This is a genomic window from Nonomuraea sp. NPDC050404 (genome assembly GCF_040655495.1).
GTDB lineage: Bacteria > Actinomycetota > Actinomycetes > Streptosporangiales > Streptosporangiaceae > Nonomuraea.
Genome location: NZ_JBFAKB010000041.1, coordinates 82635 through 108339, shown reverse-complemented (window position 1 = coordinate 108339; position 25705 = coordinate 82635). Strand labels below are relative to the sequence as shown.

General features: G+C 68.5%; 26 protein-coding genes, 1 tRNA gene and 1 pseudogene. 21 read left to right on the top strand and 7 right to left on the bottom strand.

Translation table 11 applies throughout. The annotated features are described in order from the left end of the window. Positions 1-160: 160 nt before the first annotated feature. Entirely contained in the window at positions 161-1633 is a 1473-nt protein-coding gene (locus AB0I81_RS58065; RefSeq protein WP_360677929.1) for a helix-turn-helix domain-containing protein, read from the bottom strand. Positions 1634-2009: 376 nt separating this feature from the next. On the opposite strand from AB0I81_RS58065, the gene AB0I81_RS58060 reads away from it, so the two are divergent. From AB0I81_RS58060 to AB0I81_RS58020, 9 genes are all read left to right on the top strand, one after another. Beyond that, the gene (locus tag AB0I81_RS58060) at positions 2010-2240 is read left to right on the top strand and encodes a hypothetical protein (RefSeq protein ID WP_360677927.1); all 231 of its coding nucleotides are present in this window, start codon (positions 2010-2012) and stop codon (positions 2238-2240) included. 152 nt (positions 2241-2392) lie between these two features. Beyond that, a complete protein-coding gene (locus tag AB0I81_RS58055; protein ID WP_360677925.1) occupies positions 2393-3124 on the top strand; it encodes a GntR family transcriptional regulator in 732 nt (243 codons plus the stop codon). Between the two features lie 127 nt (positions 3125-3251). Then, positions 3252-3668, top strand: a complete 417-nt coding sequence (locus AB0I81_RS58050) for a plasmid replication, integration and excision activator (protein WP_360677923.1) — start codon at positions 3252-3254, stop codon at positions 3666-3668. Continuing rightward, positions 3665-3958: a hypothetical protein gene (locus AB0I81_RS58045; RefSeq protein WP_360677921.1), complete on the top strand. Its 294-nt coding sequence runs from the start codon at positions 3665-3667 to the stop codon at positions 3956-3958. The genes AB0I81_RS58050 and AB0I81_RS58045 overlap by 4 nt, the downstream gene beginning before the upstream one ends. Before the next feature lie 82 nt (positions 3959-4040). Further along, positions 4041-5459 (top strand): FtsK/SpoIIIE domain-containing protein, encoded by a 1419-nt coding sequence (locus AB0I81_RS58040; RefSeq protein ID WP_360677920.1) that lies wholly within the window; start codon positions 4041-4043, stop codon positions 5457-5459. Beyond that, positions 5456-5605 (top strand): hypothetical protein, encoded by a 150-nt coding sequence (locus AB0I81_RS58035; RefSeq protein ID WP_360677918.1) that lies wholly within the window; start codon positions 5456-5458, stop codon positions 5603-5605. Before AB0I81_RS58040 ends, AB0I81_RS58035 begins: the two co-directional genes overlap by 4 nt. Further along, a complete protein-coding gene (locus AB0I81_RS58030) occupies positions 5602-7197 on the top strand; it encodes a replication initiator (protein ID WP_360677916.1) in 1596 nt (531 codons plus the stop codon). The genes AB0I81_RS58035 and AB0I81_RS58030 overlap by 4 nt, the downstream gene beginning before the upstream one ends. Positions 7198-7210: 13 nt before the next feature. Beyond that, positions 7211-7417: a helix-turn-helix domain-containing protein gene (locus tag AB0I81_RS58025; protein WP_360677914.1), complete on the top strand. Its 207-nt coding sequence runs from the start codon at positions 7211-7213 to the stop codon at positions 7415-7417. Next, entirely contained in the window at positions 7417-8748 is a 1332-nt protein-coding gene (locus tag AB0I81_RS58020) for a site-specific integrase (protein ID WP_360677912.1), read from the top strand. Before AB0I81_RS58025 ends, AB0I81_RS58020 begins: the two co-directional genes overlap by 1 nt. A 101-nt stretch (positions 8749-8849) precedes the next feature. Here the strand turns inward: AB0I81_RS58020 and AB0I81_RS58015 are convergent. Continuing rightward, a tRNA-Gly gene (locus tag AB0I81_RS58015) sits at positions 8850-8923 on the bottom strand. Between the two features lie 100 nt (positions 8924-9023). Here AB0I81_RS58015 and dcd point away from each other — a divergent pair. The 3 genes from dcd (at position 9024) to AB0I81_RS58000 (ending at position 11485) form a co-directional block, all read left to right on the top strand. Continuing rightward, positions 9024-9599 (top strand): dCTP deaminase, encoded by a 576-nt coding sequence (gene dcd, locus AB0I81_RS58010; RefSeq protein ID WP_360677910.1) that lies wholly within the window; start codon positions 9024-9026, stop codon positions 9597-9599. A gap of 252 nt (positions 9600-9851) precedes the next feature. Then, entirely contained in the window at positions 9852-10469 is a 618-nt protein-coding gene (locus AB0I81_RS58005) for a DUF47 family protein (RefSeq protein WP_106243913.1), read from the top strand. Positions 10470-10477: 8 nt separating this feature from the next. Continuing rightward, the gene (locus tag AB0I81_RS58000) at positions 10478-11485 is read left to right on the top strand and encodes an inorganic phosphate transporter (RefSeq protein WP_360677908.1); all 1008 of its coding nucleotides are present in this window, start codon (positions 10478-10480) and stop codon (positions 11483-11485) included. A gap of 18 nt (positions 11486-11503) precedes the next feature. Here AB0I81_RS58000 and mshD read toward each other — a convergent pair whose 3' ends face one another. Then, positions 11504-12409 carry a mycothiol synthase gene (mshD, locus tag AB0I81_RS57995; RefSeq protein ID WP_360677906.1) on the bottom strand — a complete coding sequence of 302 codons (906 nt, stop codon included), beginning with the start codon at positions 12407-12409 and terminating at the stop codon, positions 11504-11506. A 108-nt stretch (positions 12410-12517) separates the two neighbouring features. Here mshD and AB0I81_RS57990 point away from each other — a divergent pair, with 108 nt between their 5' ends. Continuing rightward, positions 12518-14386: a bifunctional metallophosphatase/5'-nucleotidase gene (locus AB0I81_RS57990; protein ID WP_360677904.1), complete on the top strand. Its 1869-nt coding sequence runs from the start codon at positions 12518-12520 to the stop codon at positions 14384-14386. Here AB0I81_RS57990 and AB0I81_RS57985 read toward each other — a convergent pair. After that, positions 14379-14714 (bottom strand): pyrophosphatase, encoded by a 336-nt coding sequence (locus AB0I81_RS57985; protein ID WP_360677902.1) that lies wholly within the window; start codon positions 14712-14714, stop codon positions 14379-14381. The genes AB0I81_RS57990 and AB0I81_RS57985 overlap by 8 nt on opposite strands. Positions 14715-14779: 65 nt before the next feature. Between AB0I81_RS57985 and AB0I81_RS57980 the strand changes: the two are divergent. The 4 genes and pseudogenes from AB0I81_RS57980 to AB0I81_RS57965 all read left to right on the top strand — a co-directional run. Next, positions 14780-14950, top strand: a pseudogene (locus tag AB0I81_RS57980) (winged helix-turn-helix domain-containing protein); the annotation flags it as partial. After that, on the top strand, positions 14951-15118 hold the full coding sequence (locus AB0I81_RS57975) for a hypothetical protein (protein WP_360677900.1): 168 nt from the start codon (positions 14951-14953) through the stop codon (positions 15116-15118). After that, the gene (locus tag AB0I81_RS57970; RefSeq protein WP_360677898.1) at positions 15115-15333 is read left to right on the top strand and encodes a hypothetical protein; all 219 of its coding nucleotides are present in this window, start codon (positions 15115-15117) and stop codon (positions 15331-15333) included. The genes AB0I81_RS57975 and AB0I81_RS57970 overlap by 4 nt, the downstream gene beginning before the upstream one ends. A gap of 159 nt (positions 15334-15492) precedes the next feature. After that, a complete protein-coding gene (locus tag AB0I81_RS57965; RefSeq protein WP_360677896.1) occupies positions 15493-17730 on the top strand; it encodes an MMPL family transporter in 2238 nt (745 codons plus the stop codon). Here AB0I81_RS57965 and AB0I81_RS57960 read toward each other — a convergent pair. After that, the gene (locus AB0I81_RS57960) at positions 17707-19152 is read right to left on the bottom strand and encodes an MFS transporter (RefSeq protein ID WP_360677894.1); all 1446 of its coding nucleotides are present in this window, start codon (positions 19150-19152) and stop codon (positions 17707-17709) included. The two genes, AB0I81_RS57965 and AB0I81_RS57960, sit on opposite strands and share 24 nt — an antisense overlap. 112 nt (positions 19153-19264) lie before the next feature. On the opposite strand from AB0I81_RS57960, the gene AB0I81_RS57955 reads away from it, so the two are divergent. Together AB0I81_RS57955 and AB0I81_RS57950 are read left to right on the top strand one after the other, a co-directional pair. Beyond that, a complete protein-coding gene (locus tag AB0I81_RS57955; protein WP_360677892.1) occupies positions 19265-20680 on the top strand; it encodes a cytosine permease in 1416 nt (471 codons plus the stop codon). Positions 20681-20715: 35 nt separating this feature from the next. Next, a complete protein-coding gene (locus tag AB0I81_RS57950; RefSeq protein ID WP_360677890.1) occupies positions 20716-21144 on the top strand; it encodes a hypothetical protein in 429 nt (142 codons plus the stop codon). A 1-nt stretch (position 21145) separates the two neighbouring features. On the opposite strand, the gene AB0I81_RS57945 is transcribed toward AB0I81_RS57950, so the two are convergent. Next, a complete protein-coding gene (locus AB0I81_RS57945) occupies positions 21146-22942 on the bottom strand; it encodes an alkyl sulfatase dimerization domain-containing protein (RefSeq protein WP_360677888.1) in 1797 nt (598 codons plus the stop codon). A gap of 122 nt (positions 22943-23064) precedes the next feature. On the opposite strand from AB0I81_RS57945, the gene AB0I81_RS57940 reads away from it, so the two are divergent. Continuing rightward, positions 23065-23691: an HAD family phosphatase gene (locus tag AB0I81_RS57940; protein WP_360677886.1), complete on the top strand. Its 627-nt coding sequence runs from the start codon at positions 23065-23067 to the stop codon at positions 23689-23691. Between the two features lie 140 nt (positions 23692-23831). Next, positions 23832-24770, top strand: coding sequence for a ribose-phosphate pyrophosphokinase (locus AB0I81_RS57935; protein WP_360677884.1), 939 nt, complete (start codon positions 23832-23834; stop codon positions 24768-24770). Here AB0I81_RS57935 and AB0I81_RS57930 read toward each other — a convergent pair. Then, complete coding sequence (locus tag AB0I81_RS57930) at positions 24757-25683, bottom strand: aminoglycoside phosphotransferase family protein (RefSeq protein WP_360677882.1); 927 nt, start codon at positions 25681-25683, stop codon at positions 24757-24759. The genes AB0I81_RS57935 and AB0I81_RS57930 overlap by 14 nt on opposite strands. Between the last annotated feature and the right edge of the window lie 22 nt (positions 25684-25705).

Below are 25705 nucleotides of genomic sequence, written 5' to 3'. Positions count from 1 at the left end.
CCGCCGCCGTCCGGGACCGGCCCCCAGGCCGCACGCCCGGACGGCGGGCGGGCGGAGGGCCGGGGGTACGGCGGCGCGCCGCGCCGCCGCTTGATACCTACAAGAACAATTCGGCAGTGCGCAGACACGACAGCAGACAGCGGCTGCGTCTTTGAGCTGATCAGGCAGACGGTTGGCTCAGGCTTCGGTGCGCTGAGTTGATGGCGGCCAGAAGTTCGCGGGCCGAGGCGTCGCGCTTGCCACTGAGGGCGTTCTCTACTCCGGCGAGTTGTTGGAAGGCCCAGCGGGATTCGGTGCGTTGGGCGGTTTCCAAGGCCAGGCGTCCGCTGGTGAGGCCTTCGTTGAGGTCGCCGATGCGGAGTTGGGCGGCGGCGATGTCGGCGTGGACGGCGGCGATCTTCTTGTGGTCGGTCTCGTGGGAGAGGGCGTTGAGGGCGGCTTGGCCTTCGTCGATGACGCGGTGTTCGTCGCCGAGGTTGACGTAGGTCGAGAGCCGGTAGGCGGCCATCCGGCCGGGGTCCAAGAAGCGGGTCCACGCCCGTTCGCGCTGAGGCCGCGCGTCGCCGTAGGCATCCCTTGCCTGCTCCAGTCGGGTGAGTGCCTGCCGGTCGCCGAGGCCGGCGAGTTCTTCGGCCTCGCGGGCCAGGAGCCAGGCGCGGGTGGCGTTGTCTCCTTCGGCCGGTAGGTACTGCTGGGCCAGGCGGATGTTCTGCACGGCGGGGGCGCCTCGGGTGGCATAGGAGCGGTAGGCATACGCGCATGCTTGGATGATCGGATGCCCGCTCTGCTGTGCTGCCAGGGCGGCGATGCGGTCGAACGCGGCGGACTGCCCCTGTTGCTTGATCTCCCAGGCGATCCAGGAGGCCAGGACCGCTGCCTCACCCGTCGTCGCGGCCAACCGGCGGCGTAGGCGGTCGGGAAGTCCAGCCTGGAGCAGAGTGCTCAGTTCGTTGAGGTGGGCGGTGAGGCCCTGGTAGAGGCTGCGGGCGGGCATGGTCTCTTCAAGGCGGTGGAAGCCGATCGTGCGGGCTTCGAAGCGTTCGACGGTGTCTTCTTGGTCGGCGCGGCTGCCGGAGAGGGCCAGGGTGAGGCGTTCCCAGGGGTTGGCGATGGTGGCGGCGCTTTCGGCGGTCAGTCCGGCTGCGAGGAGCAGCATCGTTCGGCGGTCCATGTGGCCATCCAGCCTTCCCACGATCCAGGCCAGCGTCAGCATGTCAACGTCGCAAGCGTCGTCGCTCTGGCGCGAGCCGATGACTACTTGTTCCACGCTAAGAAGGCTGCTTGCTGGTGTTCCATCCCTCGCCGGGATGGGTGTCGCGGGGAGAGTCACGCCGGTGAGGACGCGGGGGGCCAGGCCCAGGATCATGCGGGCGGGGTCGGGCATGCCCAGGCCCTCGGCAATGCGCTCGAAGACGTCGAGTGCGGTGACTTGGGCCTTGTTCTTCATGTACTCGCTGACTTTGCCCTGGCTGAAGCCCACGGCGACGCCGATGCGGGTCTGGCTGATGCCTGCGTACTGGCGGACGAGCCGGAAGAGGTGGCCGATGTCGCGATTTGTGAGGGCGGCGTGCATTTCGGGGCGTTGCCACAGGTCGGTCGGTATGACGACCGGTTCGGCCCCGTCTGCGGGCATGTGCCGTTTCCCCTTGCGTCCTTGGACTGCCGGTGACTCCACGCTCACGCCTCGCAGTTATCCCGTCAAGGGATATCGCTGATCCCGGCTCAGGATTCCGGCTCGGGATGGGTTGCCTTGTCGCAGGTGAACACGCTTGTCCCATGACTCGAAGCGATCGGCCAACAAGTGAGAGGTGCCGGGCCTGCCGAGCGACGGGATGGCGCTATGTGCGCAAGAGCCGCATGGACGCGTTGCGTCGCATCGACGGTACGGCGGTCGAACTTGTCCGCGTGGACTGCTTCGAGTGTTCCGGAGTCGGAAGGAAGCGGGCGGAGTAGTGGAGATCATCACGGACTGTATGAGTCCGCACGTCAAGGACGCTCAGGGAGGGCACATGCAGTTGGTCTGGCAAGAGCGGCCTGCGCGTAACGAGCGTGTCCGGGTGGCGGCCTGGACGTGCCCGTTCCATGCGACCTCGTACGAGCTGTGCCGCCTGGGCGGGCAGTCGCACATTCGCCGGATCCTGCGCACCGAAGACGGCGAAGTGATCCACGAGACCTACCAGTGGCCCGTCAGGAAGGCTGAGGAGGTCTGGAGGGCGCTGCTGAAGGGCCACGTCGTCTGAGCAGAGGGAGGACGGCGGTGCGGTTGACGAGAGCGTCCCGCACCGCCGTCCTCTTGTCGGGGGTAGGCCTATCTGTCGGCGGAAGGGGTTGCTCAAGCAGCATGCGCTGATAGCCTGCTTGGCTAGACAGGCATGTTGAATGTGGAGCCCTGATGTCATTTGAATACACACCTCCGAAGTACGCGCAACTGATCGCGGAACTGGAGCGGCGCATCGACTCGGGCGAGTATCCGCCCGGCTCCCCGCTGCCCAGTGAACACCAGCTCATGGCCGAATTCGCGATGGCGCGCCCGACCGTGGTCAAGGCCCTCGGCGTCCTGCGGGATCAGGGCTGGATCGTCACCCATCAAGGCAAGGGCCGCTTCGTGCGCGGGCGACCCGCCATCCCCACCAGCCAGCAGGCGCGGGCCGGGCGGGAACTCCTCGACCGCAAGGAAGTGCAGGTCTCCAGCCGATTGCTGGTGACCGGGGAGGTCGAGGCGCCCAACCGGATCGCGTCCTATCTGGCGCTCAAGCCCAAGTCGCCGGTCATGCTGCGGCGCTCGCTCATCGAGCACGACAACGAGCCGACCGAGATCTCCTCCACCTGGCTACCGGTCGAGACGGCGCAAGGCACAGCGCTGGCCGAGTCGGAGGAGTTGAAGCAGGGTCTTCGGCGCTACGTGGAGAGTGCGGCCGGCGCAGCGCTGGATCACATCATCGAGCACGCCACCGCGCGCAACCCGACCAAGGAGGAGTGCTCGCTGCTCGGCGTCAAGAGTTCGGCTGCGCTGCTGGCCGTCTATGCCGTGGCGTGCGACGCGACCGGCAAGCCATGGGTGGTGGTCGAGTCTATTCTGCCTGGTGACCGGCACGAATTGGAGGATGCCTACCCAATTCGGTAGCCGGAGTTCCAACTTCCTCACGAAGCCCGCTTGGTGCACTTGACTGGCCAAGTGGGCTTCGTGCTTAATGGGCTTACAACTTGGTCAGTCAAGATGGCTGACCGCTCAAGAGAGGGAGTGATGCAACATGGCAATCCAAGGCCCCATCCCCGTCACGTTCGCCCAGGTCTTCCCGCACGGCTGCTACAGCGTCGGGGAGGTCGAGCCGGTCAAGGACTTCGAGGCCTCCACGAACGGCCGGTTCGTCCAAGCGCGGGACAAGCAGACGGCGGAACTCGTCTGGCAGATCCCCGTCATGGACGCCGACCCGTCGCTCAAGGCCGCTCAGAAGACCGTGGCCGTCAAGATCCTCAGCCCCACACAGCCGGTCGCCCCGGCTCCCGTCGCGGGGCTGCCGTTCACGCCGGTCGAGTTCGACGGCATGACCGTCACCCCGTACGTCAACGGGGCCGGGCGGCTCGCCTACTCGATCAAGGCACGGCAGATGCTCGCCCCGCGCACCAACGTCAAGTCCGCCAGCAACAGCAAGGAGGTCGCCGCATGAACGACGGCTACAGCTACACCGTCATCCGCGTCCAGCCCGACGAGCAGCCCCACATCGGGGTCTCGATCTACCCGGACGCCCTGGCCGAGGTGAAGTACTTCCCGGCCAACGAGCGTTCCCACGCCTTCATCACCATCACGCACGGCGCTGCGGACGTCACCATCGGCACCACGAACACGGCCGAGATCACCGACGAGCACGTCACCTTCGCCCGCCACCTGCGCGACGCGGCAACGGCCTTCCTCACCGACTGCGAGCGCCTGCACGCCGAACAGCAGGCGGCGGCCTGACAAGCAAGCGGGGCCGCTGGAACTGGTCCTTCCGGCGGCCCCTCATCTCCCCTGACACACATCACGAGAGGTCTTCAGCCTAATGTTCAAACGGCTTCCTGGTGACGAGGCGCGCAACCTCGTCACCACCAGCCCGGACACCGCCGTCGTCTTCCAACCGGCCGTCGTCCGCACGCCCGCCCTCATCACCCTGGTCATCTACCTCTACCGCTTCCTCGTCGCCCTGGTCCGGACGATCTGGCGGCACCCCGTAGCGACGGCCGTACCCGCTGCCCTCGGCTTCACCTGGTACCAGTACGGCTGGCCGCTGGCGGTGTCCCTGTTCGGGATCGTCACGCTGAGCCTGACCGCCTGGGCCTTCATCGACCGGCCGTCCTTCGCCCGGCTCGTCGGCTGGCGACTGCTGGCCTGGTGGCGGCTCATGTCGGTCTACCGCCGTCACTGGCAGTCCGTCATGGACGTCTCCGGCCTCGGCAAACGGGTCAACGGACGTACTTACCTGCCCTGGCTCGTCCGCGTCCAGTGCGACGGCTGGGCCGACCGCATCACCGTACGCATGCTGCGCGGGCAAGCAGTCAAGGACTGGTCCGACCGCATCGAGAACCTCGCGCACGGCTTCGGCGTCACCTCCTGCCGGGTAGCGCTCATCAAGGGCGGCAGACTGCTGCTCATCTTCCCGCGCCGCGACCCCTTGGCCACGCCGATCCCCGCGCTACCCGTTCCCGACCAACCAACCGTGGGACCGGTCGAGATCGGCAAGCAGGAGGACGGCCGACCACTGAAGCTCAAAGTGCACGGAACCCACGTCCTGATCGCGGGCGCGACCGGAGCAGGCAAGGGCTCCTTCCTATGGGACACCATCCGCGGCTTGCTCCCCGCCATCCGGGCGGGCCTGGCCGAAGTCTGGGCACTCGATCCCAAGCTGATGGAGCTGTCCTTCGGACGCGAGCTGTTCCAAGGCCGCTACGCCGCCGATCCCGCAGACTGCGCCGATCTCCTCGACGAGGCGGTCAGCGTCATGCAGAAGCGCGCCGCCCGCTTCGCCGGTCTCCAGCGCTCCCACGTCCCAACGATCGAGGACCCGTTCGTCCTGGTCCTCGTCGATGAGGTCGCGTTCCTGACCGCCTACCAGCCCGACCGGCAACTGAGGCAGCGCATCTCCGCTGCCCTGGCCACGCTCGCCACCCAAGGCCGCTCGGTCGGCGTCGGCGTCATGGCCGCACTCCAGGACCCGCGCAAGGAGGTCATGAACATCCGCAACCTGTTCCCCGACAAGATCGCGCTGCGGCTCGATGAGTCCGAGCAGGTGGACATGGTCCTCGGCGACGGCGCACGCGACCGGGGCGCACTCGCCGACCACATCTCACCTATCCCCGAGCAAGGGGCCGGCGTCGCCTACATGCGACTGGAGACCTCACCCGAACCCATCCGGGTCCGCGCCGCCTACGTCTCCGACACCGACATCCGCGCCATGGTCGCCCAGTTCGGGGAGGCCGCATGACGCTCGTCCACCTCCTCAACGGCCTTCGCTGCGCCACCTGCCACACCCTCAACGTTCTCCGGCTCGATCCGGTCCGCGCCCTGGTCGAGTGCTCCGAGTGCGGCCAGACCGCCCTCACCATCACCGACGAAGGGAGGCCCGAATGACCAATCCGAACGATCGCGCTCTTCCCCGCACGGTGCGGCTCGCCATGCCCGCTGCCCGGGATGTCGTGGTAGAGGTTGCCAAGCAGAACGGCGTCTGCATCCGGCCCGTCCCGCTCAAGCGGCTTGACGTCGTCACAGGACAATGGGAGATCATTGACGCCCCCTGCGGCACGACCATGGAGGCGCAGTGTCCTCCGTGCGCGAAGCGCAATCGGCAGCTACGCATGGCTCAGTGCCGGGAAGGCTGGCACCTCGACGAGGAACCCACGATCACGCCGAACGAGGCGAACGACGAACAGCGTTGGCTCGTCGAGTTCCGCTCCGACGTTCAGGCGCAACGAGACGTGGCCGATCGTCTCGGCGACGACACCAGCGACCTGGACGCCGTCATCGAGGGGCTGGACGCCGAGATCAACGAAGCGGGCATGCGTGGCAACGTTCTTGGCCGCACCACACCCAAGCGCTCGCGCTCGACGAGGCGACGTCAGGATGCCCCAGACCTGCCCAAGCGGAAGATGACGCCCACCACTCTGGGCCGGACCTTCGAGGCCCCGGACGGCCGGACCTACCGCCCCTCATTGTTCGTCACCCTCACCCTTCCGAGCTACGGCAAGGTACGTGACGGCGCGCCCATCGATCCGGACACCTACGACTACGCGCGGGCCGCTCGTGACGCCCTGCACTTCTCCAAGCTCGTCGATCGCTTCGTTCAGAACCTTCGCCGCGTGGCGGGCTACGACGTGCAGTACTTCGCGACCGTGGAACCGCAGAAGCGCCTTGCTCCCCACCTGCACATGGCCGTCCGGGGCACCCTGCCACGTGCCGAGATCAAGCAGATAGCGGCCGCGACGTACCACCAAGTGTGGTGGCCACAGGCCGACGAGCCGGTGTTCGAGGGCGAGCATCTACCGGTCTGGGAGCAAGGGGCCGGCTACCTCGACCCCGACACCGGAGAGGTCCTGCCCACCTGGGACGAAGCGCTCGACCAGCTCGACGCCGACGAGGACGCCCAACCGCTCCATGTGATCCGCTTCGGCGATCAGGTGGACGTCAAGGGCGTGCTCGGGGGCACCCAGGACTCCGACCAATGCATCCGCTACCTGTCCAAGTACCTGACGAAGAGCCTCAGCGAAGGGCTCGACAACCAGACCCAACGAGACCACGCGGCCCGCTTCGTCGAAGCCCTCCGATTCGAGCCGTGCTCCCCCACCTGCCCCAACTGGCTGCGGTACGGCGTCCAACCGAAGGGCGCCAAAGCTGGCATGGCTCCCGGCCGCTGTCGCTCCAAGGCACACAAGCCCGAACACCTCGGCTACGCCGGTCGTCGCGTCCTGGTCTCCCGCAAGTGGAGCAACAAGACGCTGGCCGAGCACAAGCAGGACCGCCGTACCTGGGTCCTGGAAGCCCTCGGCCAGGCCGACGAGCCCACCGACCCACACCGCTACGTCTGGCAACCGGTGAAGGCCGGCGATCCCGACCTCGCGCCCATGGGCGTCCGCCTGCTCCGATCCGTCGCCGAACGGCAGCGTTGGCGCGCTCACCTGAGACAGCTCGAAGAGCAGAGTCTTTCGGCAAATCCGCAGGCTGCCTGAAGAGAGGAACACCTTGGACCAACTCTTCACCGTCCCCGAAGCAGCCGAGCTGCTGCACACCTCGACTCGCTTCGTCCGCCGACTCATCGCCGAACGCCGCATCGAGTTCGTCAAGGTCGGGCGGCACGTCCGCATCCGTGAATCCGCACTGATCGCCTTCGTCGTCGCGGGCACCGTCGCCCCCATGACGGCCTTCGACGCAACCGGGAGGGTCGCCTGATGGCGAACAAGAACAACCATCGCCGTTTCGGCAGCATCCGTCAGCGGGAGTCCGGCCGCTACCAGATCCGCTACCCGGGACCAGACGGGCGGATGAGGTCGGGCACCGAGACCTACGAGCGCAAGTCCGACGCTGAGCGGGCGCTGTCCCTCATCGAGGCTGCGATCATCAAGGGCGAATGGAACGATCCAGAGCGCGGCAAGATCAAGCTCAAGGACTATGCCGACACGTGGATCACCCAGCGCCCTGGGCTGCGTCCCCGGACAGTGGATCTCTATCGGTGGCTGCTCAAGAAGCACATCGCGCCGTATCTCGGCAACGTGCAACTGGCCAAGATCTCCACCTCGACCGTTCGGCAGTGGCGGGCCGACCTGCTCGGCAAAGGGATGTCGGTCGGTATGGCGGCCAAGGCGTACCGGCTCCTGCGCGCCGTCCTGATGACCGCCGCCGAAGATGACGACATCATCCCGCGCAACCCCTGCCGCATTCGTGGGGCCGGCGACGAGCACGCGGAAGAACGACCCGTGCTCACCGTCTCGCAAGTGTTCGAGCTGGCCGAGCGAGTCGGGGTGCGTCCTGTCGGCAACGTGCGCAAGGTCAAGGAGGGCGCGTACCGGCTGCGCTTCCAGCGGCACGGCGAGATGCGTACTCACCCACAGGTATTTCTCACAAGGGCAGAAGCCGACCGGGTGCTGTGGAAGATGGCCGCCGAGAAGCGGACCGGCTCCACCCAGGACCGACGCTTCCGCGCGATGGTGCTGCTGGCCACGTTCGCAAGCCTGCGGTGGGGTGAGGTCAGCGCGCTACGCCGGATGGACATCGACCTCAAGACGCGTACCGTCCGCGTCCGGGTCGCGTTCGTCGAGCGTTCGACGGGTGGTCTCGTGCTCGGGCCGCCGAAGTCCAAGGCCGGACGCCGGACGATCGGCATCCCGCAGAGCATCGTCCCCATGCTCAAAAAGCACATGGACACGTACGTCCAGGACCGCCCCGACGCTCTGATGTTCCCCGGGGCCAAGGGCGGCCCGATGCGCCGGAGCGGCTTCAACACGCGTACCCGGTGGGTGGACGTCGTCACGGACATGGGGCTGCCTGGGCTGCACTTCCACGACCTGAGGCACACGGGCAACATGCTGGCCGCAGAGTCAGGCGTGGGCCTGAAGGACCTCATGGCGCGCATGGGGCACGACAACGTCCGGGCGGCCATGATCTACCAGCACGCCGTCAGAGGCGCTGACGAGGCCATCACGAACGCCATCGACCGGCAGCTCGAAGCACGGGACGACGACGATGACGAGGGCACGGCCGGTGTCCTGGTCCCCACAGGGTGATCATGAGCTAATGGCCCGTTAATGGCCCGCGAAGATCGAACAAGTCCGGAAACAAACAAGGCCCGGGTCGGGATTCATGTCCCTACCTGGGCCTCACCAGTTGGAGCGGGTGACGGGAATCGAACCCGCGCTGTCAGCTTGGGAAGCTGATGTTCTGCCATTGAACTACACCCGCGCACACCCCGAAGGTTGCGACCCCCACTGTAGCGGAAACTTGGCGCACAACAGCAATCCCAGCCCCACGTACTTTGTTGCCGCCCGGTAAGTTGCTCAGCGTGTTGCTATCTGACCGTGACATCCTCGCCGAGATCAAGGCCGGGCGGCTGGCCGTGGATCCGTTCGATCCGGAGATGATCCAGCCCTCCAGCATCGACGTGCGGCTCGACCGCTTCTTCCGGGTGTTTGAGAATCACCGGTACCCGCACATCGATCCGTCCATCGAGCAACCGGATCTCACGCGGATGGTGGAGCCCCAAGGGGACGATCCGTTCATCCTGCATCCGGGGGAGTTCGTGCTGGCCTCCACGTACGAGGTCATCACCCTGCCCGACGATCTGGCCTCGCGGTTGGAGGGGAAGAGTTCGCTGGGGCGGCTCGGGTTGCTGACGCATTCGACGGCCGGGTTCATCGATCCGGGGTTCAGCGGGCATGTGACGCTGGAGTTGTCGAACGTGGCGACCCTGCCCATCAAGCTGTGGCCGGGGATGAAGATCGGGCAGTTGTGTGTGTTCAGGCTCACCTCCCCGGCCGAGCACCCGTACGGATCCGCCAAGTACGGCTCCCGCTACCAGGGCCAACGCGGCCCCACGCCGTCCCGTTCGTTCCGGAACTTCCATCGCACGCAGATGTAACAAAGATGAACAAAAGGTGAACATCAGGGGAATAATGGAGTGAACGCACTCCGTTCGGCGCTCGTTCGCTCAGCCCTCCTGAGCTGCGCCGACGGTGGCGCAAGCTGCAAAAGGGCCTAAAACTACGCGGAACAGCGGTGTTGCACAACATACGCCGGGTAGCCAGAAGGCGAAGGGGACATGAAGTTCGCATTTCGCCTGGTAAGCCATACCCTCTTCCACGGAACCATCCCCGCACATCTGGAGAACGACGTGCGCCTGCGTCTCACGCCTCGTGAGGACAGCTACTACGACCTGTTCGCCGACTCGGCGAACAACCTGGTCACGGCATCCCGGCTGCTGGTAGAGATCATCAGCGACGGCTCGGACAGGGAAGCCCTGGCCGAGAAGATGCGCGCTTGCGAGCACGCCGGTGACGAACGCACCCATGCGATCATGAACCGGCTCAACGAGAGCTTCATCACCCCCTTCGACCGCGAGGACATCTACCGGCTCGCATCGAACCTCGACGACGTGATGGACGCCATGGAGGCGGCCTCCGACCTGATCGTGCTTTACCAGATCGACCACCTGCCCAAGGACGTCGTACGCCAGGTGGAGGTGCTGGAGCGGGCCGCGGAGCTGACCGCCGAGGCGATGCCGCGCCTGCGCTCGATGAAGAACCTCAACGAGTACTGGATCGAGGTCAACCGCCTTGAGAACCAGGGCGACCAGGTCTACAGGCGACTGCTGGCCAAGCTGTTCAGCGGTGAGTACGACGCTCTCACCGTCATGAAGATGAAGGAGGTCGTCGACGCGCTCGAAGAGGCGGCCGACGCCTTCGAGCACGTGGCCAACACCGTCGAGTCGATCGCGGTCAAGGAAAGCTAGGCCCAGCAGTGGACCTCACGCTCGGCCTCGTCATCGGCGTGGTCGTCATCGCCCTGATCTTCGACTACACCAACGGGTTCCACGACGCGGCCAACGCGATCGCCACCTCCGTCTCGACCAGGGCCCTCACTCCCAGGGCCGCGCTGTTCATGGCCGCGGCCATGAACTTCATCGGCGCCCACCTGGGCACCCAGGTCGCCCAGACGGTCGGCAGCGGCATCATCGACGCTCCGGACGGCTCCCACGGCCTGGTCATCGTGGCCGCGGGACTCATCGGCGCGATCACCTGGAACCTGATCACCTGGTACTTCGGCCTGCCCTCCTCCTCCAGTCACGCCCTCATCGGCGGCCTGGTGGGCTCCGCGCTGGCCTCGGCCAGCGTGGTGCACTGGGACGGCGTGATCGAAAAGGTCGTCATTCCGATGGTGTTGTCGCCGCTGGTGGGGTTCTCCCTCGCCGCGGCGATCATGATCGCAATATATTGGATCTTCCGCAACAGCCAGCCGGGCAAGACCAACCGCGGCTTCCGCTACGCGCAGACCGTCTCGGCCGCCGCCATGGCGCTCGGGCACGGGTTGCAGGACGCGCAGAAGACGATGGGTGTGATCTTCCTGGCGCTCACCGTCGGCGGGTTCGCCCAGCCGTCGGACCCCATCCCGCAGTGGGTCATCCTGGCCGCCGCCGGGGCGATCTCCGCGGGTACGTACGCGGGCGGCTGGCGCATCATGCGCACCCTGGGACGGCGCATCATCGCGCTGGACCCGCCCCAGGGCTTCGCCGCGGAGTCGGCGGCGGCGACCGTGTTGTACGGTGCCGCCATCGGGTTCGGCGCGCCCATCTCCACCACGCACACGATCACCTCGGCGATCATGGGTGTGGGGGCCACCAAGCGGCTCAGCGCCGTGCGGTGGGGGGTCGCGGGGAACATCATCACCGCGTGGATCCTGACCATCCCGGCCGCCGCGCTCGTGGCGGCGGTGTCCTACTTCATCCTGCACGCCGTCGTCGAAGGGTGAGTACGCACACAGGATCCGCTACGCCGGCGCGTACATCACGTCCACGTCCCACCGGTTGAACCCGAGGGACTCATACAACCGGATCGCCGCCGTGTTGGCCTCGTCCACGTACAGCATCGCCTGGGCGAGGCCGCGCGAGCGCAGGTGACTCAGGCCGGCCAGGGTGAGGGACTTGCCCAGGCCGGTCCCCTGTTGTGCGGGATCCACGCCGACCACGTACACCTCACCGAGGGGTTCGTGGCCGTGGTCGGAGGAGCCGTGGATCTTCGTCCAGTGGAATCCGGCCAGCTTGTCGTCGCGGAAGGCCAGGAAGAAGCCCGCCGGGTCGAACCAGGGCTCCTGCTCGCGGCGCAGCAGGTCGTCCATCGTCCACGCGCCCTGCTCCGGGTGGTGGGCGAAGGCGGCGGCGTTCACCTTGAGCCAGGACTCCTCGTCCTGACCGGGTACGAACGCGCGCAGGCTCACCCCGGGCGGCAGCGAGTACGCGGCCAGCGGCGCGAACAACGAGCGGCGCATCTGCCACAGGGAACGCACGCGCTCGAAGCCGAAGGCGGCGGCCAGCGCCCCGGCGCCCGCGTGGTCACCGTGCGCCCACAGCCGGGGCCTGCCGTCGGTCAGCTCCATGACCGCGCTGAGCAGGCGCGCCCCGTACCCCTGACGGCGCTGGGCCGGGCGGATGACGAGCTCCACGCTCGGCCCTTCGACCTCGTCGGTGGGATCGACGTGCGCGTAGCCGGCCAGCGCCGCGCCGTTCCAGATCAGCAGGGAGCGGGCCTGCGGGTCTCCGCCGTACCGAAGGTGCAGCATCACATGCTCGTTCAGCGGACGGACGCCGTCGCTCTCCGTCGCCTCCTCCACCAAGGCGAGCACCTCGGCGATCTCCTGGTCGTCCAGCCGTTCCCTGATCTCCACGCGCACGTTCACAGAACGAACTCTAGGCGTCCCACTGGCAAATAACGCCATGTGACGGCCCCGTAAATCGTTACCTTTGCGACATTGGTTGCATAGGTTGCGGTCGTAACGTCTGTGGCCATGATGTCTCGTTCCCCCCTCCGGCTGGCGCTGGCCGGAGCCGTCGCCTCGGGCGCGGTCCTGCTGGCCACCATCCCGGCCAACGCGAGCAAGGCCACCATCCCGGCCAACGCGAGCAAGGCCACCATCCCGGCCGACGCGAGCAAGACCGCGCTCCCGGCCAATGCGAGCAAAGCGCCCAGGACGGTCCCCGTCCGGCTGCTCGCGCTCAACGACTTCCACGGCCACCTCGAGCCTCCGACCGGCTCCTCCGGCCGCATGGTGGACGAGCACGGCAACACCGTCGACGCCGGCGGCGCCGCCTACGTGGCCGCGCACATGAAGGCCAGGACCGACAGGAACACCATCGCGGTGGCCCAGGGCGACCTCATCGGAGCCACGCCGCTGATCTCCGCGGCCTACCACGACGAGCCGTCGATCGAGTTCATGGACAAGCTGGGGCTCAAGGTGGCCGCGGTCGGCAACCACGAGTTCGACGAGGGCTACACGGAGCTGCGGCGGATCATGAACGGCGGCTGCCACCCGGTGGACGGGTGCTCGCCCGCCGGAAAGTGGAAGGGCGCCAAGTTCGACTACGTGGGCGCGAACGTCCTGTTCAAGAACCGGAACGAGAAGACCGACGCGCTGGCGGCGCTGGGCGGCTCGAACTCGCCCAAGGTCAAGCAGGTCCTGGCCGACTGGGGCGTGCCCGCGCTGCCGCCGGTCAGCATCAAGTGGATGAACGGCGTGCCGATCGGCTTCATCGGGCTGGTCACCCGGACGACGCCGGACATCGTCACGAGCGAGGGCATCAAGGACCTCAAGTTCGTGGACGAGGTCAAGGCCGCGAACGTGGCCTCCAAGCTGCTCAGGCTGGTGGGCGTCAAGGCCCAGGTCGTCCTGGTGCACGAGGGTGACCAGGTGACGGCCGGCCAGTCGCCGGACGCCTGCGCCGCCGTACCGGGATCGGGCAACCGCATCGCCACGCAGGTGGACGCCGAGATCGACCTGATCCTGAGCGGCCACTCGCACCAGGCGTACCTGTGCAAGGTCAAGGACCCGGCGGGCAACGACCGCGTGTACTCGCAGGGTGGCTCGTTCGGCCGGGTGATCACGCAGGTCGACATGAACGTAAATGTCAGGAGCCGCGACATCGACCGCGCCTCGGTGGTGGCGGACAACCAGGTCGTGACCCGTACAGTCACCGCCGATCCCGAAATTTCGGCGTTCGTACAGACTTGGAAGGAGCGCGTCGCGCCCGTCGCCAACAAGGCGGTCGGCACGATCAGCGCCGACATCACCAACGCGGCCGCCCCGTCCGGTGAGTCCGCCCTCGGCGACCTGATCGCCGACGCCCAGCTCGCCGCCACCAGGACCGGCGGCAACGCGCAGATCGCGCTGATGAACCCCGGTGGTGTACGTGCGCCGCTGACGCACGCCACCTCACCCGCGAACGAGGGCGACGGCGTCGTCACCTACGGCGAGGCGTTCACCGTGCAGCCGTTCAACAACCTCATGCAGGTCGTCACGCTGACCGGGGCCCAGCTCAAGACGGTGCTGGAGCAGCAGTTCACCGGCGGGCCGAACAACCAGGCGTTCACCAAGATCCTGCAGCCGTCGGCGAACTTCACCTACACCTACAGCCAGAGCGCCGCCTGGGGCTCGAAGGTCTCCGGCATGAAGATCGACGGCGTGGCCGTCACGGACACGCAGACGGTCCGGGTCGCGGCCAACAACTTCCTGGTGGGCGGCGGCGACGCGTTCCTCGCCTTCAGGGACGGCACGGACCTGTGGAGCGGGCCGCTGGACATTGACGCCTTCGTCGAGCACCTCGGCAAGGACAACCCCATCGCCCCGCCCGCCACCAACCGCATCACCGTAGTCAGCTAGCCGCCTGCGGGCCCGCCTCCTCGGGGCGGGCCCAGGCCAGCCACTTGCGCGCGATCTCCGCCTCCAGGTCCACCCCGTGATGGCGGGCCATCAGCAGCGCGTGACACACCACATCGGCCAGCTCCGCCCTGAAGTCGGCGTCGAGCTCCTCGCCGGTGCGCCCCTTCGTCCTGGCCCTGCCCGTGAGCATGAGGAACGCCTGCGTCAGCTCGCCGACCTCCTCCTGGAGCTTGAGCAGGAACCAGGTGTCGTCGCGCTCTATCCCGACATGCCGCGCGTAGTTCCGCGAGATGGTCTCGATCTCATCGGTGAGCTCGGGGAGGTGCATGCCCCCGAGTCTAGAACAGGCTTGCATGTGTAAGATGAATCTGACAGGTGAAAGCGAGGTAGCCACTGACAAGCAAGAAGCTGCTGGACACGCTGGCGGCGATCGGCCATCCGCTCAGGCTCAAGGTCATCGCCGAGCTCGCCACGGGCCGACTGCACGTCAGCGAGCTGGCCAGGCGGCTGGGGATATCGCGGCCGCTGCTGTACATGCACCTCCAGCGGCTGGAGGAGGCAGGCGTGATCACCGGTGAGCTGGAACTGTCGCCGAACGGGAAGGCGATGAAGTTCTACGAACTGGTGCCGTTCGAGGTCCACGTGACTGTGGACACGGTTCTCGACGCTCTTCGCGCGGATGAGGCAGCAGGACAGGAAGGACTCGACAACGTGCAGGAGAGCGATCGATGAAGGACATACTCCTCCCCCTCGGCGTCATAACGATCATGACCATCGGCATCGTGGTGGCCTTTGTCCGCACGGCCAAGCTCCACAGGGCGGCCATGGCGGAGTACCGGGCGGCCGTGGATGCGATGACCCAGCAGCAGGACCGGGTGAACACGCAGCTCGGCGAGCTGACGGACCGGGTGGCCGAGATCGAGCGCCTGCTGCGCAGCGTCGACTGAGATCAGCGAGACAGACCGGCAGGACAGACCAGTAAGACAGATCGGCAAGACCGGGTGCGGCGAGCTGGCACTCGCCACACCCGGGACGGAAGTAGCGCGACCACGCCGTTTCCGGCGTGCCTTCATGCGCACCCACCTCCAAGGAAAGGAGAGCAGTTCATGCTGCTCCCACGCAAATCTGATGACGGACCGGGACGGTCCCCCGTCGTACGGGTGGCCGCCTGGAGCGCCGCCCACCCGTGGCGGGCGATCGCCGCCTGGCTCCTCTTCGTGGTCCTGTGCCTGGGTACGGGCATCGCGGCCGGCACCAACAACGCCTCGACCGAGGACTACTGGATCGGCGAGGCCGGCCGCGCCGAGGCCATCGCCACCAGCGTCGGCCTGGAACGCAAACCCGTCGAACACATCCTGATCCGGACAGGAACGGGACGGCTGGACCCCGCCGCCGCCCGCGCCGCCGCCGAGGACGTCACCGCCCGCATGCGCGGCCTGGCCGAGGTGGAGAAGGTGGACCGGCCCGTACGCGCGGCCGACGGCACGGCGCTCCTGCTGTCGGTGACCATGAAGGGCAAGGAGCTGGACGCGCGGACGCACGTCGATCCGCTGCTCGCCCAGACCGCCGCGGCCCAGCGCGACCATCCCGGCCTGATCCTGGAGCAGACCGGCAGCGCCTCCATCAGCAAGGGCGTCAACCAGCAGCGCAGCGACGACCTGGCCATGTCCGAGGCGATCGCGTTCCCGGTCACGCTGATCACCCTGCTGCTGGTGTTCGGCTCGGTGCTCATGGCCGTCGTGCCGCTGCTGCTGGCCCTGTCGTCGATCGCCGCCGCCATGGGGCTGTCGATGCTGGTCTCGCACCTGCTGCCGGACGCCGGGGTCGGCAACAACGTCATCCTGCTGATCGGCATGGCGGTCGGCGTGGACTACACGCTGTTCTACCTCAAGCGGGAACGCGAGGAGCGGGCCCGCGCGGGCGGGCGGCTCAGCTCCCAGGCCGTGGTGGAGCTGGCCGCCGCCACCTCTGGGCGGGCGGTCATCGTCTCCGGGCTGGCCGTCATCGTCTCCACCGCCACCCTGTTCCTGGCCTCCGACGTCGTGTTCTCCTCCCTGGCCACCGGCACCGTGCTGGTCGTGCTGGTCGCCATGGCCAGCTCGGTCACCGCGCTGCCCGCGCTGCTCGCCGCGATCGGCCGGCGGGCCGAGCGGCGCGCCGCCCGTACTCAGAAGCAGGGCAGGCCGGCTCAGAAGCGGGGCAGGCCGGAGGGCGGCAGGTTGTGGAACACGTTGCTGCGGCCCGCCGGACGGCATCCGGGCCTCACGCTGGCCGTGTCCGTGCTGGTGATGATCGGCCTGGCGCTGCCCGCGCTCGGCATGGAGCTTCGGGTGCTCAACAGGGACAGCCACTCCCGGGAGATCCCGGCGTTGCAGATCCACGACCGGATCGCCGCCGCCTTCCCCGCGTTGCAGACCCGGCATCACGTCGTCGTACGCGACGGGGATGGGCGTACCGGCGAGGTGGCTCAGGCGATCAGCGAGCTCAGCCGGCGGACCGAGGCCGATCCGCTGTTCGTGAAGGACGCCACGACCGGGGTGCGGACCTCCCCTGACGGGCGGGTCAGCGTGGTCGAGCTCGCGGTGCCGTACCGGCTGAGCTCGCCGGAGGCGGAGCAGTCGCTGTCGCGCCTGCGTGAGCAGTACCTGCCCGCGACCGTGGGAGCGGTGCCCGGCGTCGAGACCGCCGTCACCGGGGACGCCGCCCGCAACGTGGACGACCTCGCACACACCAACGACAAGCTGCCGCTGGTGACCGGGTTCCTGCTGCTGGTCACGTTCGTCATGACGGCCGTGGTGTTCCGCTCGGTGCTGCTCGGGCTGCTCGGGGTGCTGCTCAACACGTTGTCGGTGGCGGCCTCGTTCGGCCTCGTGGTGGTGTTCTTCCAGCATGGCCTGGCCACGGATCTGTTCGGGTTCGATCCCGCCGCCACCAGCGCCATCGGGTCGAGGGTGCCGCTGTTCCTGCTGGTCATCCTGTTCGGGTTGTCGATGGACTACCAGGTGTTCGTGGTCAGCAGGATCAGGGAGAAGGCGCTCGGCGGGCTGCCGACCCGGCAGGCGGTGCTGGACGGCATCGCGAGCTCGGCGGGCGTGGTGACCAGCGCCGCGATCGTCATGGTGACGGTGTTCGGCGGCTTCGTGTTCCTGAACCTGGCCGAGATGAAGCAGATCGGGTTCAGCCTGGCGGTGGCCGTGCTGCTGGACGCCTTCGTCATCAGGACCACGGTCCTGCCCGCGGCGATGATCCTGCTCGGGCGGCTGAGCTGGTGGCCCGCGCGCCTGTCCCGCCGCGCCCGGCCGCACGCGCCGCAGCCCGCGTCAGGGGTCCCCTCCAGGTTGTAGCCCTTCGCGGCCGGGGTCGGGGTGGGTCTTGGTGTCGTGGTGAGTTCGGATGAGGTCGTACAGGGCGGCGGCCAGGGCGATGGCGACCGAGGTCACCACCACGGCCAGGCCGTGCCTGAAGGCGGTCGGCCAGCCCTCGCCCAGCCCGCCGAAGAACACCGAGCCCACCGCCGCGATCCCGATGGCGGTGCCCAGCCGCTGCCCCGTCTGCAGCACCCCGGCCGCGCTGCCCCCGCCCTCCGGCGGCACCTCCGACAGCGTGATGGCCTGGTTGGGCGCGATGACCAGGCCGCTGCCCATGCCCGCGAGCAGCAGCGGCAGCGCGGTGGCCAGGCCGACCGCCTGGCCGGGTACGAGCGCGGTGGCCTCCATCGTGGCCAGCAGGCCGACGATCACCATGCTCAACCCGATGGCGACCAGCCGGCGGCCCAGCCGGGAGACCAGGTGGCCGCCGAGCAGCGCGGCCGAGGCGGAGCCGAGCGCGAACGGGGTGATCGCCAGCCCGGCCGCCAGCGCGCTGTAGCCGCGCCCGCTCTGCAGGTACAGCGTGAAGATGAAGAAGATGCCGGTGAACCCGGCGAAGTAGAACAGCGCGATGACCGAGCCCAAGCTGTAGGAGCGCTTGCGGAAGAGCGCCAGGTTCACCAGCGGCTCGCGCCGGTAGAGCCGCTCCCAGACGACGAACCCGACCAGCACCACCAGGGCGGCCGGCACGAGCAGCCACTTGGCCGCGCTCTCCCACTGGTGCCGCTGGATGAAGGGCAGCAGCAGCCCCGCCACGCCGATCCCGAGCAGCAGCACGCCCACCGGGTCCATGCTCTCGGGCCGCCGGTGCACGAGTTGCGGACGCGGCAGCAGCCGCCAGGCCAGCGGCAGCAGCACCATCCCGATGGGCAGGTTCACCAGGAACACCCACCGCCAGCCGAAGTCGGGCCCGAACACGCTCACCAGCGCCCCGCCGATCAGCGGCCCGGCGGCGGTGGAGACGCCGATGGTGGCGCCGAGCGCGCCGAAGGCGCGGCCCCGCTCGTACCCCTGGAACATCTGCTGGATCAGCCCGGAGACCTGCGGGTTCAGCATGCCCGCAGCCATGCCCTGGACCAGGCGCGCCACGATCAGCACGTGCATGTTCCAGGCGAGGCCGCAGGCGAGGCTGGACAGGGTGAACAGCGCCACGCCCCACAGGAAGACCGTCCTGCGGCTCCTGGAGTCCCCCAGCCGACCGGCGGGGACCAGGAGGAGGCCGAAGGTGAGCGCGTATCCGGACAGGGTCCACTGCAGGCCGTCCTCCGAGGCGTGCAGGCCGTCGCGGATGGAGGGCAGCGCGACGTTGACGATGCTCACGTCGAGCCCCGTCATGAACGCGGCGACCAGGCACACGGCCAGCGCCCGCCGTCGCGTGTCGCCCCCGGACGACACCATCGTCACTGACTTCTGATGCCCCTGCTGATCACGAAATATCGCTTAAAGGTGCTTTCTTTGCCCGCTCCGGCAGCCCCTTCGTTTCCGGGCGGCGGGCGGGTAACGTCCGATCATGGGCACGATGGAGGTCGAGCGGAACGGCATCAACGCGGTCCCGGCGGACGAGCGGCACGGCCGGCCGAGAGATCTGTTCTGGCCCTGGGCGGGCGCCAACCTGTCGCTGTTCGGGGTGGCCTTCGGGGTGTACGTCGTCGGGCTCGGGCTCGGCGTGGTGCCCGCGATCATCGTCGGCGCGCTGGGCTACGCGCTGTCGTTCCTGCTCGTGGGCCTGGTCGCGGTCGGCGGGGCCCGCTCGGGCGTGCCGACGATGACGCTGGGCCGGGCGCCGTTCGGCTTCCAGGGCAACAAGCTGCCCACGCTGTTCAGCTATGTCTCGAACGTCGGCTGGGAGATCGTGCTGGTCACGCTCTCGGCGCAGGCCGGCGCGGAGATCCTGCGGCGGCTCGCGCCGGACGTCCCCACCACGACCACCACGGCTGTCTGCTTCGCCGTCGCGGCGGTGGTGGTGATCGCGGTCGGCGTGTACGGCCACGCGATGATCATGGTTGTCCAGCGTTACCTGACGTACGTGTTCGTCGTGCTCACGATCGTCTACCTGGTCCTCATGGCGCCCAGGCTCGGCGGCTCCCTGGAGACCACGGCCGGGCCCGGTGGCTGGCTGGGCGGGATCATCTTCGCGATGACCCTCCTCGGCTTGGGCTGGGTCAACTGCGGCGCTGACTACTCCCGCTACCTGCCCGCGAACTCCCCGCCGCGCCCGGTGGCCCTGTGGACCATGCTCGGGGGCGCGCTGCCGCCGCTGGTGCTGCTGGTGTTCGGCGTGCTGCTGGCCGGAGGCGATCCGGAGCTGGCCGGGGCGGCGGGCGCCAATCCGGTGGCGGCGCTGGCCGAGGCCCTGCCGACGTGGTTCCTGCTGCCGTACCTGCTGACCGCCATCGGCGGCTTCCTGGCCGGCGCGATCATGGACATCTACTCGTCCGGGCTGTCGATGCTGGCCCTGGGGGTGCCCGTCAGGCGGCACCACGCGGTGCTGATCGACGGGCTGCTCATGCTGCTGGGCGGCTACTACCTGCTGTTCGTCTCGACCAGCTTCCTGGCGACCTTCCAGGCGTTCCTGGCCATCGTGGGCGTGGTGATGGCGGCCTGGGCGGCGATCTTCCTGGTGGACATGTGGCGGCTGCGGGCGGGCGGCAAGGACTACGACGAGCGGCTGCTGCGGGCCGGCGCGCCCGCCGTCAACTGGGCGGGCGTGGTGTCGCTGGTCGTCGCCTCGGTCGTGGGGCTCGGGCTGATCAACTCGGCCGACGAGAACATCGCCGGGGTCGTCGGCTTCCTGATGAGCGAGGAGTTGAAGGGCGGCACGTTCGGGTCGGCGAACATAGGTGTGGTGATCGCGCTCGTGCTGGCCGGACTGTTGTATTACCTGCTCACGGCGGCGAGAAGGCGTGCGGTTACTCTTAGTGATTGATGACATACACTCCGTTGCGTCTGCTGAGGTGGGCGATGCATGTCACGGCCTGCGGCCTGCTGGCGATCGCCATGATCGGCGTGCTGCGCGAGGACCGCATGGCCGTGGCGGTCCAGGGCCTGATGCTCGGCCTGCTGTACGCCGCCGGCCCGGCGATCTGGGACCGGCCCGTCGCGGGGCGCGTGTGGCTGGGGCTGGTGACCGTCGCGTGGGTGGTGCCCGCCGTGGCGTCGCCGCCGTTCGTGTGGCTGGCGTTTCCGTTGTTGTTCGCGTACCTGCACGTGCTGCCGTTGTGGGGGGCCATGTTCGGCGTGGCGGTGCTGACGTCGGCGGCGGCGCTGGCGGCGGCCTGGCATGCGGGTGAGTTCAGCGTGCCGCTGCTGGTCGGGCCGGGTCTGGCGGCCGTCGTCGTGACGCTGCTGGCCATGGCCTGCAAGGCGCTGCAGGCCGAGCCAGGGAGATGAGTCAGGCCGTCACGATGGCGAAGTCCGGCGCCGGGCGGTCCAGCACGGCCACCAGCCGCTGCAGCACCGTCGTGTCCCCCTCGCGGTCCACGCCCTCCACCCCCTTGCCCGCCGCCAGCAGACCCACGAGCTGGGCCTTGGTCAGCCGCAGCGTCAGGTCCGCGCCGGCGCCGTCGCTCGGGGCGGGCTGCTGCACGAACGCGCCGTTGGACAGCGTCGTACGGTAGCGCTCCCCCAGGTCGATCAGGTGCCAGTCGATGGCCAGGCGTTCGTGCCAGGCCCGCGGCCCGTCCACCCGGATGGAGATCGAGTCGAAGATCTGCTCCACGGTGAGCGCGGCGAAGAAGTCGGGCGAGGTGGCCTCCATGGTCGCGGGCACGATGCCGTCGGTCAGCTCCAGCGCTCCCATCAGGTAGAAGTTGCGCCAGGTGGCGTTCTCGGCCCCGTGGCCGAGCCGGGTGTAGACCTCGGCCAGCAGGTCGCGGGCCTCCTTGTTGCCCTCGTCGGCGAAGACGGCGTGGCCGAGCAACTGGGCGGCGAAGCGCAGGTCGTTCTCGTCGATGTAGCGCCTGGCGAAGGCGACCACGGCCGCGCCGCCGCCCAGGCACTCGACGTAGCGGATGGCGCTCTCCCTCGGCGGGTGCTCCCACAGGTGCGCGGGGTTTCCGTCGAACCAGCCCAGGTAACGCTGGTAGACGGCCTTGACGTTGTGGTTGAGCGAGCCGGAGTAGCCGCGGGCGTGCCAGGCCTGCTCCAGTTCTGGCGGCAGCCGTACGGCCTCGGCGATCTCGGGTCCCGTCAGGCCCTTGTTGAGCAGGCGCAGGGTCTGGTCGTGCAGGTAGGCGTACAGGTCGCGCTGCTGGGTCAGGAAACGTTCGATGCGCTCGCGGCCCCAGGTGGGCCAGTGGTGGGAGGCGAAGGCGACGTCGGCGCGGTGGGCGTACAGGGCGATGGTCTCGGTCAGGTACCTGGCCCAGGCGCGCACGTCGCGTACCGCGTCGCCGCGCAGCGGCAGGAGGTTGTGCTGGTTGTGGGTGGCGTTCTCGGCCAGGCACAGGGCGCGGTGATCGGGGAAGAGCACGTTCATCTCGGCGACCGGCGTGAGCTGGAAGATCATCCTGACGCCGTCGATCGTCTCCTCCTGGCCGGTACGCGCGATCTCGGCGGTGGGCGGGATGAGCGACATGGTCCCGGTCGAGGCGGTCATGCCCAGCCCCGCGCCGATCTGGCCCTCCGGGGAGCGGGGCAGGGCGGGGCCGTACATGTAGACGGCTCTGCGTTTCATGGCGGGGCCCGCGTAGACGCTCTGCGTGATCGCGTGTTCCATGAAGCCGGCGGGGGCCAGGATCGGCACGCCGCCGCCGGTGACGCCGCGTACGCCGCCGAAGTGGTCGGCGTGCGCGTGGGTGTAGACCACGCCGGTGACGGGGCGGTCGCCGCGGTGGGTCCGGTACAGCTTGAGCGCGGCGGCGGCGCACTCGGTGGAGATCAGCGGGTCGATGACGACGACGCCGCGTTCGCCCTCGGCCAGCGTCAGGTTGCCCAGGTCCAGGCCGCGTACCTGGTAGATGCCCTCGGTGACCTCGTACAGGCCCTGTCTGGCGCACAGCGCGCCCTGCCGCCACAGGCTGGGATGGGCGGTTTGGGGGCAGTCCTCCTGCTGGAGGAATTCGTAGGAGTCGTTGTCCCACACGACCCTGCCGTCCACTGTTGTGATCACTGCGGGGCTGAGCTTGGCGATGAAGCCGCGGTCGGCGTCCTCGAAGTCGGCCCTGTCGTGAAATGGAAGGTCTGCCATGTTCCCCCGCATGCCCTCACCGCCCGGCAAATAGCTCAATAAACGCCCTAAATAGGATGAATCTCCCGGCAAGTCGATGTGATTGGCTGGTCCCGAGCTGAGGGGGAATCTTGGAAGCGTGCGTGTTCGATCTTGATGGTGTGCTGGTGGACTCCGAGCCGGTCTGGGAGGAGGTACGCCGGGCGTTCGTCGCCGATCATGGCGGCGTCTGGCAGCCGGACACGCAGTCCAGGCTCATGGGCATGAGCACCGGAGAGTGGGCCGCGTACCTGCACGAACTCGGCGTGCGGCTGACACCGGACGAGATCGCCCGCGGCGTCGTGGAGCAGATGGCCGGGCACTACCGGGATGAGGTGCCGCTGATGCCCGGGGCCGTGGAGGTGGTGCGGCGGTTGTCGGGGCACCTCACGCTGGGGCTGGCCAGTTCCTCCCCGCGCCGGCTGATCGACGTGGTGCTGGACGCGGCCGGCCTGACGGAGTGCTTCGCGGCCACCGTCTCCACCGAGGAGGTGCCGCGCGGCAAGCCCGCCCCCGACGGTTACCTGGAGGCGGCCCGGCGGATCGGCGTCGATCCCGGTGGTTGCGTGGCGGTCGAGGACTCCAGCAACGGGCTGCGCTCGGCGCACGCGGCCGGCATGCGCGTGATCGCCGTACCGCACCCCAAGTACCCGCCCGCGCCCGACGCGCTCGCCCTGGCCTGGCGCGTCCTGCCCGACCTCGGATCCCTCACCCCTGACGCGCTCGGGTAACCACCCGACCTCGGATCCCTGGCCCCAGACGCGCTCGGGTAACCACCGGACCTCGGATCCCCGACCCCAGACGCGCTCGGGCAGCTACCCGGGGGTCGCTCTCGAAGAATGTCACCACCCCTGGCTACGATTACGGAATCGTGCGAGACATCACGGTTTTCAGTGGCAGCGCCCATCCCGAGCTGGCCGAGGAGATCTGCGCCCACCTGGGCACTAACCTGCATCCCGTCCAAGTCAACCGCTTCGCCAATGACGTGCTCGAAGTGCAGTTGCAGGCCAACTGCCGCGAGCGCGACGTGTTCCTCATCCAGCCGCTCGTGCCGCCCGTACAGGAGCATCTGGTCGAGTTGCTGCTCATGCTCGACGCCGCACGCGGCGCCTCCGCGGCCAGGACGACCGTGGTGATGCCCCACTATGCCTACGCGCGCAGTGACAAAAAGGACGCCCCGCGCATCTCGATCGGGGCGCGGCTGGTGGCCGACCTGATGGTGGCCGCGGGCGCGAGCAGGGTGCTGGCGATGACGCTGCACTCGCCGCAGGTGCACGGCTTCTTCAGCGTCCCCGTCGATCACCTGCACGCGCTGCGCGAGATGGCCGAGCACTTCCGCCGCTACGACCTGTCCAACACGGTCGTCGTCTCCCCCGACCTCGGCAACGCCAAGGAGGCCGCCCACTTCGCCCGCCTGCTCGGCACCGGCGTCGCCATGGGCGCCAAGCAGCGCTACAGCGACGACCGCGTGGTGATCAGCTCGGTGATCGGCGACGTGACGGGCAAGGACGTGGTCATCCTGGACGACGAGATCGCCAAGGGCAGCACGGTCCTGGAGCTGCTCGACCGGCTGCAGGAGCGCAATGTCCGGTCTGTACGGGTGGCCTGCACGCACGGCCTGTTCGCCGGCGGCGCGATCGAGCGGCTGAGCGCGCGGCCCGAGGTCGAGGAGATCGTCTGCACCAACACCGTCCCGCCGCCCAAGCCCAGCGACAAGCTCACCGTGTTGTCGATCGCGCCCGCCCTGGCCGAGGCCATGCGCCGCATCCACGACGGCGAGTCGGTGAGCGCCCTGTTCAGCACCTCCTGACCAGCAGGGCCGCGCACCAGCGGAAGTGACCGTCGCCGCCGTCCGAGGAGAACAGGTCGTAGGTGGTCAGGGCGTAGGCCGTCTGGTACAGGCGCATCGTTTCCCTGGCGTGGCCCAGCTCGGTGGCGAAGAGGTGGGTGAGGGTCTCCACGTGCTCGGCGGCGTGGGGGCCGTACATGTCGTAGATGGCGGCGGTGATCGCGGCCTCGAAGGCGGGGTCGCCGGCGGTGGTGAAGAAGCCGAAGTCGAGTACGGCGACCGGGCGGCCGGTGCCGTCGACGTGGATGTTGGGCGGGACGAGATCCCCGTGGATGACGGTGACGGGGGTTTCGGGCAGTGCCCTGAGGGCCTGAACGGTCTGTCCGACCGTCTCGGCCAGGTCGGGGACGTGGGCGGCGAGCAGGTCGCCGTGCCGGCGGGTCGCGCGCTCGACCAGGGCGGCCAGAGCGTCGGGGAAGCGGGTGTGGCCCTGCCAGAGCGGCCGGTCGTCGCCCTGGACCGTGAGGCGTCGCATGGCCTCGGTGCCCGGGACGGCGGCCAGGCCGCGCAGGACCGTGAGGAGCGCGCCGGTCTCTTCCGAGGTCAGGTCACGTTCCGGCGCCCGCGCCGCCGAGTCCGGCCGTAGCGGCGATCCGGCCAGCTCGCGCTCATAGGTGACCAGGGTGCCGTTCCGCTTCTCGATCTTGAGAATCTCCGGCGTGGCGAAGGGCGGCCTTTGACGGGAAATATCGGCATATACCTGGCTGGTCAGGTCGAGGTACTCCGGCGGTCTGCCGTCCCACACCTTGGCGACCAACCCCTCGTCGAGCCGGTAGACGGCCCCTTCGACACCGGCGGCCAGCGGCCGTGCGTCGCGGTGGCCGCGGTGGGCGAAGTACTTCAGCCAGTCGGCGGTGTGCCGGTGGTCGGTCACGGGAGCGGTTCCTCCTGGGTGG